General features: G+C 53.5%; 7 protein-coding genes. 5 read left to right on the forward strand and 2 right to left on the reverse strand.

The window, feature by feature from the left end:
• Window position 1: 1 nt before the first annotated feature.
• On the forward strand, window positions 2-829 hold the full coding sequence (locus ET33_RS28185; RefSeq protein WP_036689986.1) for a carbohydrate ABC transporter permease: 828 nt from the start codon (window positions 2-4) through the stop codon (window positions 827-829).
• Window positions 830-964: 135 nt separating this feature from the next.
• Here the strand turns inward: ET33_RS28185 and ET33_RS28190 are convergent, their stop codons facing one another.
• A complete protein-coding gene (locus ET33_RS28190; RefSeq protein WP_036689987.1) occupies window positions 965-6,748 on the reverse strand; it encodes a S8 family serine peptidase in 5,784 nt (1,927 codons plus the stop codon).
• Window positions 6,749-7,011: 263 nt separating this feature from the next.
• On the opposite strand from ET33_RS28190, the gene ET33_RS28195 reads away from it, so the two are divergent.
• Genes ET33_RS28195 through ET33_RS28210 form a run of 4 tightly spaced genes read left to right on the forward strand, consistent with a single transcriptional unit; the run spans window position 7,012 to window position 11,844 of the window.
• Entirely contained in the window at window positions 7,012-7,626 is a 615-nt protein-coding gene (locus ET33_RS28195; RefSeq protein WP_036690001.1) for a TetR/AcrR family transcriptional regulator, read from the forward strand.
• 36 nt (window positions 7,627-7,662) lie between these two features.
• The gene (locus ET33_RS28200; protein ID WP_036689988.1) at window positions 7,663-8,868 is read left to right on the forward strand and encodes an HlyD family secretion protein; all 1,206 of its coding nucleotides are present in this window, start codon (window positions 7,663-7,665) and stop codon (window positions 8,866-8,868) included.
• Window positions 8,849-10,003: an ABC transporter permease gene (locus ET33_RS28205; RefSeq protein ID WP_036689989.1), complete on the forward strand. Its 1,155-nt coding sequence runs from the start codon at window positions 8,849-8,851 to the stop codon at window positions 10,001-10,003. Before ET33_RS28200 ends, ET33_RS28205 begins: the two co-directional genes overlap by 20 nt.
• Window positions 10,000-11,844: a DUF4352 domain-containing protein gene (locus ET33_RS28210; RefSeq protein WP_036689990.1), complete on the forward strand. Its 1,845-nt coding sequence runs from the start codon at window positions 10,000-10,002 to the stop codon at window positions 11,842-11,844. The genes ET33_RS28205 and ET33_RS28210 overlap by 4 nt, the downstream gene beginning before the upstream one ends.
• Window positions 11,845-12,042: 198 nt before the next feature.
• Here ET33_RS28210 and ET33_RS39040 read toward each other — a convergent pair.
• The coding region (locus ET33_RS39040; protein WP_036689991.1) for a fibronectin type III domain-containing protein at window positions 12,043-13,033 on the reverse strand (991 nt) is incomplete at its 5' end.

Below are 13,033 nucleotides of genomic sequence, written 5' to 3' on the forward strand. Positions count from 1 at the left end.
CATGAACAAAGCGTTGGCCAAAAGTATTCCTCATCTCGTCCTGATTCCGTATGTGCTTATCGTCGTTTACCCGATCTACTTCATTGTGATCTCGTCTTTAAAGAAAAATAACGAGATTATCACGAATCCATGGGGCTTGCCTTCGGAGTTTTCCATTTCGCACTATGAGAGTGCACTGACGAATTCGCATTTGGGCACGTATTTTATTAACAGCCTTTATACCGCTACCATCGCTACGTTCGGGTCCTTGCTGCTCGCCATGGGGATCGCCTTCGCGGTCACGAGAATGCGGTTTCCGTCGATCAGCAAGCTGGTGTACGGGCTGCTGCTGCTCTCGCTGCTGATTCCTCCCGCTTCGCTGCTGATTCCGCTGTATATTATGGTGAAGGACATGGGGCTGTACAACACTCCTTTGGCGCTCATTATTCCGTATATGGCGTTCGGGATTCCGTTAACCGTCTTTGTCGTGGCCGCTTTCATGAAGGCGATTCCTACCGAACTCGAAGAAGCCGGCATCATGGACGGGCTGTCCGCTTACGGCTTACTGTTCCGGGTCATATTCCCGCTGTCGCTGCCGACGCTCGTTACGGTGTTTATCATTAACTTCCTCGGCCATTGGAACGAATACGTCATGGCGAACTTATTCCTGTCTACGCAGACGCTCCGGACGCTGCCTGTGGCGGTCGTCGGGTTTGCGGACAAATTCAACATGAACTATGGCGCTCTGTGCGCTTCGATCAGTATTAGCGTAATCCCGATCATTATTATCTTCATCTTTTTGCAAAAGCAAATTATTGAGGGCGTTACGGCGGGCAGCGTAAAGGGGTAATCTCCCCTTCTGCCCGCCTTCGCGTGTCAAGGGCGGGGTATCTACTTCCGTAGGGTTCACTATTCCAACCAAAAACCTCTTTCTAAAACACTCAAAACGAAAAGACCTCTAAGAAACGAGGTCTTTTCGTTGTCGTTATATTTTGCCTAAGCCGAGCAACAGCCGATAAATCATGGCCGCCGCCTGAGCACGAGAGGAAGGCTCGTTGCCGGCGAATCTGGTTTCTTCCACTCCGTTAATGATGCCTTTATCGAATGCATAGGCTACGGAGGACCGCCCTTTCGGGGGAAGATTGTCGATATCCTTGAAAGGAAGCTCGATGTTCACGCCTGAAAGCTCAATTCCCAGAGCCTCCACCAGCATGAAAACCGCTTCTTCGCGGGTGAGCGGCTGTCGAGCGCCCTCTTCTTGGGCACGCTGGCGCCAATCCGCTTCTTTTCCCAATACCCGGTCCAGCATGACCGCAAATTCGGCCCGCGTGACGGAATCGTCGGGAGCGAACGAATCATCCGTTTTCCCTGCAATCACATGTTGAGAGGCAAGAATCTCCATCTCATTCCGTCCCCAATGCCCGGCTATGTCGACAAACGTTCGGTGATATTCCAATGCCGCATAAGAGCCTGGGCGGGAAAGGGTGACAACGAGCCTGTCGCCGCTGTGGGTCGACGCTTTGTCAAAGCTCCAGCCGGTTTCCGTGTCTCTACGGTACGCCCCCGTTTTTTGCCCTGCGGCTGTTTTGCCGTCGAGCTTTAAGGTAAGGGAAATCGGCTGGCCGAAGACATCATTAGAATGGTAGATGGATACGATCGGTGAAACCATAGTCGCGCTTCCCGCCGCCATCGGACGAACGCCGCCTAACCCTTCGGTGCTGACGGCCAACTTGATTTTCAGACCTTCCTTAGTTCTAAAGTCTGAAAGCGCAGCATTCGGAATTTCGATAGCGAAAGAGCTGCCGTTAATCATCATCCGCTTGCCTGAGGCCAGTAAACGATCGGTGGTGGCCGGGTCCAGTTCAACGGTGACGGAATGAAATTTGGTCAGGCTGACGGAAGTTAAATTCATCGTTGCGGCTTCCGTTTTTCCCTTGGCCAATTGGCGCTCCATTTCATCCTTGGAGATGGAAATGACTGCCGTCTCCATTCCGTTATTCGACGCTGCCTTTAAGTAACCGATAAGTCGGCCATCGTCCATGATTTTCAGGCGATCCTCCACCTTTGGTCCGGCGGTAAATGACGACGGCGGCAGAGCCGGGGCCGATTCAGAGTCTGATTCCGAATCCGGTTCCGGTTTTGGTTCCGGCTTCGGCTCGGGCTTCGGCTCGGGCTTCGGTTCAGGTTTCGGTTCCGGCTGTGGCCGTGTTTCGCTTTCCACCGTAACTGCAGCCGATGTTGAAGCTCCGGCATAGGTTATAAAAATAGTCGTTTGTCCCGCCTTGATCCCGCGAACGAGGCCCGTCTGATCGACAGAAGCGATTTTGTCATCCGAAGACGTGAAATTCAGCCCTGAAGTCACGGGAATCGTCTTAAAGCCTCCGTTCGAATACACATCCGAATAGACGCTGGAATACACGGAGGCCGTCACGCTTAGCCGGACTGTGTCGCCCTCTTTCAACACCGCTTGGGAAGGAGTGACGGCGATGGAGGCCACACCCGGAGGCGGATCGACCGGAACGCCGGTGATTTTGTTGATTTTGGCCCGAATCATGAAGTTACCGACCGTCGTCGAACGAGACCATTGATCGCCGTCCTTTTTCCAAGAACGTCTGAAGTTTTCACGGTTATCGTCAACGGACAAGCCGGGAACATCCGGGTACACTCCGGTTTGCAGGTAGGCTATATAAAAGTCGCCGTTAAGAATGACCGGGTTTTGGAAAGCGACGTCGGTCCATGTACCGTCTGTTTTGGCTGTTCCGTCATAAGGTCCCGCGACCATTTTCCCCGGGATGCCATCGATCGGATCGGCTTCATAGATCGCATATTGGAAGCGGGTTCCTCCCGGTACCGGCCAACCTTCGTTCCAAAAGAAGAAGCGCGCCCCCGTCACCTGCGAAGGGCCGTCCGCCGTCATCCGCACCGCATAGCCGTTCCCGGCGACGTGATACGCAAGTGCGTTATCCGCCTTGCCGCTATCGTATGCCAGCTCATTCGGAGTACCGGTAAATGATTGCAGTCTTACAGGTTGGACGAGCGTTTGATCTCCCTGCACATGAATCGGCGTGTTTTCGGATAAGTAGCCGAGCGCGGAAATCAGCAGGGTATAATCGCCTTCATACGCTTCCATGGAAAACGCTCCCTGGGCATCGGTAATTGCAGGTTCCGTACGAAGGTCCTCCATCGTTCTGACATTGGCGCCTACAATCGGTTTTCCTGTCTGCCGATCGGTAATTTGCCCTGTAATCCGTCCCTTAGCCAAAGGTTGCAGATGGAAGTCCGCCTTGACGGTGCGGTCCTTTTGAATGCTGACCGTCCGGGTTACGGGACGATAACCGTAAGCTTCGACATGCAGCGTGTAGTCTCCGGGCGGGTGTTTCAGCGTATACCGGCCGGTTCCCGTCACAGTTTTCGTCGAGCGGTCCGTCTCAAGCACCGTGACGGTAGCGTCGGCGGGCAGGGAAGACGCTGCTGCGTCGCTGCTCTGCAAGGAAAAGCTCTTCGTAGCGCGCATGGCTTGCAAAGAAGGCCTGAAGCCCGATCGCGCCGGCTGCTCGTCATCGTTGGCGTTAGCCTGGCTTGCCGATTTCGATTTGACCGGAGGCGTTTCCCTTACTTCGAAATCGTCGATGTACCATCCTGCGCTGCCTATCGAATTTTTGCTGATAAGATGAAAACGCACCTTGATCTTGTGCCCGACATAGTTGCCTAGACCAATTTCTTCCAAGTACCAAAATCTTGTCGGCTGCTTTGGATATTGAGCGATTTTGTCCCATGTCGCGCCGTTATCCTTGCTGACTTCGACGTACGCTTTATCGAATTCGTCCAAATCATGCCACTGCTGAAAATAGACCGAGGCGTGCTGCGCCCGAGTCAGATCGATTTCAGGGGAGATCAGGCTTTGGTCGCTGTTCTTCGCAAGCTCCTTCGACAGTCCGGTTCCCCATACATTCGGCCCCGAAACGGCGGCCTTGGGCCCGCGAGCCAGATTGGGCACGCCCCGCTCCCACTGGTCGTTGTCTCCGCTGTGCGTCCAGCCGTTGTCATCGGGTCCGTTAAAGTCGTCGGCGAATAGTTCTTTGCCGGCCGTGAAGGTCCAGGACACTTCGTTCGACGGCTCGCTTAGAACGTTGCTTTGGGTTCGGGTTTTAACCGTATAGTAATAAGTGCCTTTTTGCGGTGTCGGCAGCTCCCCGTAATTTTGCGAGCGGCTTGTTCCGACCTCCTGATAATTGCCGCCCGGCTGTGTGGAGCGGTATATGACGTATTCTTTAATTTTTCCTTCCGGCGCTTTGTCCCACTCGACGATCACTCTTCCCGGCGTGTTGCTTCTTATCTTGACGTGAGGCGCCGGGGGCGGGGCCGTTTCCGGACCGATCAGTTCCAGATTGTCGATGTACCATCCGAAATCGCTGCCGTATTCGCCGTTCAAATTAAAGGCGACAAACACCTGCTGACCGGCATAAGCCGATAAATCGAGGTAATCGGTTTTCCAGCCGTAGCTTTGAAAGTCAAAGTTCTTGACCCGATCGAAGGCAAAGCCGGTTTTGCTGGAAGCAATGAAAATCTCGGCCTTATCGAAAATCGCGTTCATCCAGTTTCCTAGTTTGTACCAATGTGTGAAGGATAATATCGTATGCTGGCCGTCTCTTAAGTCGATTAGGGGCATCACGACGAAGCTTTTGGTTCCGACGGGATATTTGCCGTCCAGTTTCGTAGCGAGCACCTTGGTGCCGGAATAGGCTTTGCCGGGACCGCTCGTCGGCGTTCCCCATTCCCAGATTCCGGTATCGCCCCCAAATTCAAAGCCTTGGATATGTTCTTCGAAATTTTGCTTATAACCGAGCTTGACGCCTTCGGAGATTTCGATGGACCAAACCGTCGTTTCCGTAGTATTCCCGCCAAAATCCGTCGCGCGAATCTTATAGTCTACGCCGGGAACCGTCAGCAGCGATTTCGGAATATCGGCTTCATACTGGCCGTCCTTCGCATTGCCCGACACGAGCTTCATCGGAACGGATGTCCAATCGTCCGCGCCCTTCGCCCGAACCGACACTTCCGCGCCGGTTATGCCCGTTTGGTCTTTGACGCCTGCGGCAACGGTCAGATCCATCACGTTAAAAGCCAGCGGAATAGGCGTATGTGCGATAACCGGCAGATCGGCATCCTTCCCGTCGATCGAGATTATGCCTTCCACGGTGCCGATCCCTTGCTGCAAGGACGATATGGCATTCAAGGCGTTGATCAGCCCCCATCCGAAGCCGTTACTGGGAACTTGGGGATAGTCGTTGTCCGTTAGCGGAACCGCCGTTTCCTTTAAAATCGCTTCCACTTGATCGGCGGTTAACGAATGGTTGGCCTGCAGCAGCAGGGCGGCTACCCCGGCGGTATGAGGACTTGCCATGGACGTGCCGTTTAAAGATTTGTACCCGCCCCCGGGCACGGAAGAGCGGATGCTTACGCCCGGCGCCGCCACTTCCGGTTTCACCGTACCGTAAGGCGAAGGTCCGCGCAGAGAGAAAGCGGCCAGTTGATTCTGGTAATTGACGGCTCCGGTGGAGAACGATTCGGGATAATTAGCCGGAGCGGTAACGGAACCCGGTCCGCCGTTATTGTCCGGAGGCTTCGTATTTCCCGCAGAGAAAAAGGCCATGATGTTGGCTGCCCGCCACGACTTGACGATGTCCCGGAAAAATTCGTTTTTTCCTGCCGGAATATTCCCCCAGGAATTGTTCACGATATCGGGAGCCAATTCGGGGTGCGCATTGCCGTGCTTATCCTTCGGCGCCAAAATCCATTCGCCGGCATCCAAAATGGCCGAATCCGTCGTTTGGCCGTTCGAATCGAATACTCGGGCGGCCATCCATTTGGCCTGCGGCGCTACCCCGATCTTATTGGCGCCTTCCGGATCGGAGCCGACCATGGTGCCCATTACGTGAGTGCCGTGGCCGTCGCCGTCGTAGGGCAGCTTTTTCATTTCGAGCGTGGCGTCATACCAGTTCAATTCCGGGCTAACGATATTTCCTTGCGCATCGAAGCCCCTCCATTTTCGTTGGAGCGCGGGATGGGTATAATCGACGCCCGAGTCCATATTCGCCACGACGATTCCCGTTCCGTCAAAACCCATTTGCCAAGCTTGCGGAACGTTGATATTTTTCAGGTTCCAAGGGACGTTGTCGGAGCCGGCCGGTTGCGGCAGGGCACGTCCGTCCGCTTGCTCCGGCGCCTTATTCAACTGGTATACCTGGTTCGGCAGCACCTTTTCCACATCGGGGCGGGAGGCGATTTGCTCCATGACCTCTTTGGTGCTCGTGACCGCCATCGCGTTTACGATGAAATAATTTTTATAGTCCTTGACTTGTCCGTTTTTTTCCATTCGTTCCAGGTCGCTTGAGATGTCGGCTTGGGCACGGTCCGCCGTATCCTGCAGCGTATGTATAACCGTATTTCTGACGGAGGATTTCCGTTTGGCGGACGTTTCTTTCATGATTGAGGATCGCTGTCGGGCTTGGGTGGAGATCCGCTCGACATCGACCTGCTCTTTAAATTTCACAAGATAGGAGACGAAAGCGTCTTGATCAAATGACTCTTGGAGCTGTGCATCGATTTTCACTGCCGCCGTATGGAGTCTGCGCTCATCAGGCAATGGCCGAGCCGCCGATTCCGTGTTATTGGCATTCGCCATCGCGAAGCCGGCAGGGGATGATGAAAAAAGAATAAAGAAAGCAAGCACGAAATTAAACCACTTAGGTACGATTTTAAAATACACTCTCCCATGTCCTCCTGTATTGTTTGATTAGAAACAGAACAAATTGTACTACACAAAAATTTTTTCGTAAATACAAATATTTTGCATCAATGCAAAATAAGCTGTGGAACCAAGTCAGACATCCCCCTAAATCAGGTAAAAAAAATGGTTAGTTTTCTATTGACAGGTTAGATTATCCATTATAAAATACCAATCAGAGATCACTTGAACAAATGTTCAAAACAAACGTTCAAAATCATGTTCAAATCGAAAGGGAGGTCTTCATGAAACCGGAAGCGCAGGGAAAAGACGTCAAGCTGAAAATATTGAACGCCGCCAAGAAGCTGTTCGCAAAAAAAGGCTTCGAGGGCACGACGGTACGGCAGATTTGCGATGAAGCGGGAGTGGCGCTGGCTCTGGTGTCTTATCATTTCGGCGGCAAGGAGAACGTGTTCTACGCACTGTTCGAAACGTTCGCCCCGGCGTTCCTGGTAGCGGAATATGAGTTGGAGGATCCAGTACATGATTTGCAAGCGTTTGTCCGTGAGTTTGCGCTCTTCCGCTTGGCGGAGCCGGAGCTGATCAATATCCTTCAGCAGGAAGTCATGATGGAGAGCCCGCGGCTGGAGAAGCTTCAGTCGATCATCTACGTACTGTGGCGGCAACTGCGTCTCATTCTTGAAGCGGGCAAAACTAAAGGGCAGTTCGAGTTCGATTCGACCCGCCATACGGTGCATTTTATCGTAGGTACGCTCGTGTTTTCGCGCAGCAGCCCGTTTCTGGATCCCGTATTTCAGGACGAGCACGAATCGAACCAGCCTACGGCGGCCGAGACCGAGAAAATGGTTGTGGAACTGACAACCAAATTCATTTTGAACGGAATCAAAAGCAAGATATAGAGAGAAAAGAAGCATCGGGAGAGGGGAACGGAGGAAATGAAGAAACAAGTGGCGGCGATCGTCGTATTGGCATTAGCGCTCAGCGGAGGAGGCTGGATGCTGGCGGCGCAGGGCAAGGATGCGGTAACGCTGGCTTCTTCCAATAAAGGAAGCATTCTAACGGCAGAGCAGGTGAATGTTTCATTTCAAGGCGTCGGCGGTAAAATCATCGATCTGCCGATCAAAGAGGAACAGGCGGTGCGCAAGGGCGACGTGCTGATGACGCTCGATCCGACGGATATCGACCTGCAGCTCCGCAAAGCGCAGGCCGATGTGGAGGTTACGACCTTAAAGATCAAGCAGGCGGAAGACGGCATCCAAGTCGCCCAAGGCAAGCTGGGCAATGCGGTGAAGCAGGCGCAGCTCGGCTTGTCGCAGGCGGAGACGCAGGAGGCGCAGGTGGCGGACGGCGCGAGAAGCGAAGATATCGAACGGCAGAAGCTTGCCGTTGCGGCTTCGGAGGAAGCCTACACGCATGCGCTCAAGCTGTACAACCAACTGCTCAATACCGAGGAGGCGTACGATAATAATCCGTATTCGTACAAGGATCACCGCGATGCGGTCGAGAATGCGCGCAGCCAGGTAACGACGCTGGAGAATGCGAGAAACCAGCAGAAGGCGGTTCTGGATAAAATGCTTGCCGGCGCTACGGATAAAGAACGCAAGCTGGCGGCGCTGCAAGCGGACCGCGCCAAGGCGGTCGTCGAGCAGCAGCAGCTCGCCGAGGGCGATATCTCGAATCAGCGGATCGGCATTGAGGCGCTGAACAAGCAGCTGGAGCAATTGAACATTTTGATGGAATCGCTGAAGGTGCAGAAGGACCGCTTCACGCTGCGCGCTCCGGGTGACGGCAAAGTGGTCAAAATCATGCCGAAGACGGGCGAGAACGTCGGCTCCGGGATGCCGGTCGTCGTATTGGAAACGGGCAAGCTCTATTACGACTTGTATGTCGATGAGCGCCAAGTCGGCAAGTTCCAGGCCGGCTCCGCTGTTCCAACGCATTTTGCCGCACTGCCGGACAAGGTGGAGGGCAAAGTCCAGTTCGTTACGGCCGCGCCGCAATTCGCCGCGCTTCGCATGAGCCGGGAGAAAGGTACCGCGGATTTGAACTCGTTCCAAGTGCGTATCTACGTAGAGCGGACCGACAAGCTGCTGCCGGGCATGACAGCGGAGGTACATGTCGATGAAATCCCTGCTCGATGAAACGAAATATGCGCTATCCGGCAAATTCGTTCTGGCGATTCTGATCGCTCCGCTGATCGTGGCAGCACTTTTCGGCTACATGTTCAAGAACGGTCAAATCAACGAAGCGCCGATGGCGGTCGTCGATGAAGACAACAGCTTGTACAGCCAGCAGTTTATCGACAAGGTGAACGCGTCCCAATATCTCAACGTCGTGGACGTGTTCCACGAGGCGATCCCGCCGGAAAAGCTGATGGCCAATGAAAAATATATGGTTGTCATGTATCTGCCGCGGGGAATGGAGCAGTACCGTTTCCAAGGGAAGCAAATTAATATAGGCCTGCTTATCGACAACTCGATGCCGTCGGCTATCGGGAACATACGTTCCGGTATGCAAGAGCTGATTACAATCGAGAACACGACGCTGTCCGTAGGCAAGCTGAAGGTAATGGGACTCGGCGACGATGCGGCGATGGGGATTGCCTCCCCGCTCTCGCTGCAGCAGCGGCTGCTGTTTAACCCGACCTCCGATTTTATAGGCTTTATGGTCATCGGCTTCGTCAATGTGGTGGCTCTGGGGATTACCGCTATCGCCGGGGCATCCATCGTCCCCCGTCTGCGGGTGGAGGGCCGGCTGGAGGAGGCGCTTCGTTCGCCGATCGGGCTCTGGTCGCGCGTGCTGCCGTACGCGGTGATCTCCTGCATCAGCTTGATGCTGGCCTTCGGACTTCTGAAGCAGCTTGGCGGGCTGAGATTTGTTGGGAATCCGCTGGAATTTCTGGTTCCGCTGCTGCTCTATACGCTGACGGTCACGCTGATGGGCATGGTCGTGGGCTGGACGGCGGCGGACCCGTCGAAGGTGGCGCTTCGCACCTATGCGATTGTGTACCCGTCCTTTATGCTGTCAGGTGTGCAGGTGGCCACAATTATATTCCCTGGGCCGATTCAAGCGGTCAGCAACATGCTGCCTTTGACCTGGCTGTTCAAATTCATTCGGGGCATAGGCTACCGCGGCGGCGCGCTTGAATATTTCGCAAGGGAACTCGGTGTATTTATCGTGATGATCGGTGTGATGTCGCTTGCCGTCGGTTTGCTGACGATGTGGGAGACGCGCCGGGTTAAAGTAAATTCAACAGTGGGAGAGGTTGCAGCATGACGAATTCGAACCATCAATGGAAAAAAACGGCACTATCTGTCGTGTTGACGGCGTCCCTGCTCAGCACGGCGTCCATTCCGTCTGCCATGGCGGCTTCGGCTGCGCCGGAAGTTGCGGTAACGGCGGACGCGTCGAAGGCAGCTTCGGGCGGCCAAGCATCCGGGACGATCGCCGGAACGCCGCTGCTGCAAAGCTATGCGCTCACGGATAAGCTGCAGGTCGAAATCAAGAGCCTGCTGAACGAAACGACCAGCGAAGGCACACGCATCGCTGCGGTCGTGCGGGTTCGGAGCTCGGACGCCAAGGTGGCGAAAATTCCGGACTTGGAGCTGAGGGTCAAAACGGCCGACGGGTACGAATATCCGATGCAAGCGAGCGTGTTTAACGCCCATGCCATTCGTCCGGGGACGAACGAGGAATTGAACTTCCTCGTCAAGGTGGACCGCCGGAGTCCTTCAGAGCTTACCGAACTAGTCTGGTACGCTGTCGATTGGTACTCGTATCCGAAGAAGGAGACCGTGCAGCTCGCGGTGCCTGTGAAAGGGCAGGAATGGACCGGACCGCTGTCGAGCTTCGCGAATTCCGCTTCATCGGTGCTGCCGTGGGAACGCTCCTTTACGTTAAGCCCGGCGCTGGAATCGCCGCTTGTCTATACGCCGGTTTCGGTGAACCGCGACAATACGCAGCAAGGCCCGGTAACAACAGTGAAGATGCGCGTGGAGAATCCGTCCGCCACCAAAGAGGCTGTCCCTGATTTTACCATAGACGGCAGGTCGAACGGGAACGGAAGCACCGATAAAACCGTCTTCCCGGGGAAACGGGTCGAGGCATCCCCGCTGGTGCTTGAGCCGAAGGAGCAGCGGTACATCCATTTCGCCATCCCGACCGATAAAGATACCGTGCTCACGAGCTTCAACGTACTGACTCGGGAAACGTTCCGCCAAGTTGATCCTAAGAACCCGCCAGTTGAAGTTCCCTACAACGTGGGACGTTATCAGGTGGCGCTGCCGGTCTCGAGCCGTACGACCGAGTATAATGCGGCCAAGCCTTACGAGTTAGGCCAACCGTTCGCTTTTGACAGCTTGTCTGATACGATCGATCCGCACCTGTCGGTATCAATGGTTGAGTTTCATCGTCATGAGAACGATGGCGAAGGCTATCAGACCGTGATTGCGAAGCTGCTGCTCACGAACAACAGCGACCTGCCGGTTCCGGTGCCAACGTTCCAGACGAAGCTGATTACGGCGCAGGGCATGACGTATTCCGGCAACCGTCAAGCGGGGGCTACTGCGGAAATTATGCCGCAAACGAGCTATGCCGTCAGCTATGCGTTCAACATGCCGACCGAAAACCAGGACGAGCAGTACGTTCTGAAGTTCACGGATGCGAAGACAGCGGCGCCGGCTTCGACAGCGATCGGAGCATACCGCGTGGCAATGCAGGAATCGAAGCTGGATCTGGCAAATATGTCGTTCTATCCGTTCAACGTCAAGATCAACTACTGGACGCTGAACGCGCGGACGACCACGACGCCGGGCAATCCAATTACTTATACGTACCGTATGAAGCTCGATATGGACATTACCCGCAACGAACATGTCGTGGTCGATCCGAACTCGTCCAAAATGATGTTTGAGCTGGTTGACCAAACAGGTAGAATTTTATCGACGAAGTCGCTGCCGTTTAGCGGCGTCAACCGATTGATCAGCGGTGTGCAGTTTATTCAATTCGACAGCTTACGCACCGAAGAACACGAGTATCCGCTGGACATCAATATTTACGAAGTGATCACGACCCCGACGGGCGAAGCGAAGCGGCTTGTCGGCGTACTGAAACAGTAGGACGAAACTTGATCTGGTGTACGGTGTAGTGATTGCATAAAACACGAAGGTGTACAATTTCTTGTACTCCGACGAATATTCATAACTAACAAATAAGCAGACTGCTGAATGGCGGTCTGCTTATTTGTTGATTGAATCAGTAAAGATAACTAAAAAAAAGCCGCCGCTAAGCGGCGACTTGCTGAAAGCTATGTTGCATCACGACTTCAAATCGGTATGGGGATTACCGGAAGCAGCGGTATAAGCATTTACTTCAAAGGTGATAATTTTATCGTAAATAATGTAATCCTTCCGGTTTTTAAAAGGACCTTTATTGTTATTGTGCTTGTCGATTGCAAACATCACCGCACCCGTGCCGGAAGCTCGACCTTCGTACCAAGCTAAGAATGCGTTCACTTCTTTCATGGACAGGTCGTATTCTTTTTCTTCCCCGTTGTTCAGCATGATGCGCAGTAAGGCTCTATCCGTATCCTGAGTAGGCGGGGTTACAATCGATCCGTTAGGTGTAGCTGAAGCTTCGTTCGAATTTGGACTTTCTCCCGCTGCATTTACGGCAGTAACGACATAATAATAGGTTGTTCCATTAACCACGTTAGTATCTAAGTAGGAAGCATACGTAGCGCTATTCACGGTGGCAATTTCTGTGTAAGGGCCCCCCGCCGTAGTGCTGCGCTTTACTTTATAGCTTGTAGCTGTATTCATGCTGTTCCATGTCAAGGATACGGTTTTATCTCCTCCTACCGCTGTTAAATTAAGCGGTGCGCCGGGAGGAACATCATGATTTTTACCGAAGACGTTCCATTCGTAGGCCAAAATAGCAGACCCGGCAGTGACGGGTTTCAACACAACGCTCGAAACATTTTGAATCGTATTAGGCAATGACTCCACGCCATCATTAGTTGTCGGCGTATAGGAACCGATCAGCGTGTTATTGGCGTCATAGAACTCCATTTTAATTGTGTAAGTGCTGTGCCATTTGGCGATTACGGCACTAATGTCCTTAGGAGCGGAAAATGTATACCATGCGATATTGGTTCCGATATTTTTGTATGTATTCCCATTGTTGTCTGTAAACTCCATAACCGTGGAAGTCGGATTATTAAAAGATGGGCCTATGTTTAACGCTACCCCATCCAACAAACCGCCCGTATATTTGGTGGCGCTTGGCTTAATATTGATTTCGTTGGAA

This window comes from Paenibacillus tyrphae, from assembly GCF_000722545.1.
GTDB lineage: Bacteria > Bacillota > Bacilli > Paenibacillales > NBRC-103111 > Paenibacillus_G > Paenibacillus_G tyrfis.

Coding starts and splice junctions, on each gene's coding strand:
- ET33_RS28205 (WP_036689989.1), top strand. CDS start 8,849: ATGAAATCCCTGCTCGATGAAACGAAATATGCGCTATCCGGCAAATTC.
- ET33_RS28210 (WP_036689990.1), top strand. CDS start 10,000: ATGACGAATTCGAACCATCAATGGAAAAAAACGGCACTATCTGTCGTG.
- ET33_RS28200 (WP_036689988.1), top strand. CDS start 7,663: ATGAAGAAACAAGTGGCGGCGATCGTCGTATTGGCATTAGCGCTCAGC.
- ET33_RS28185 (WP_036689986.1), top strand. CDS start 2: ATGAACAAAGCGTTGGCCAAAAGTATTCCTCATCTCGTCCTGATTCCG.
- ET33_RS28195 (WP_036690001.1), top strand. CDS start 7,012: ATGAAACCGGAAGCGCAGGGAAAAGACGTCAAGCTGAAAATATTGAAC.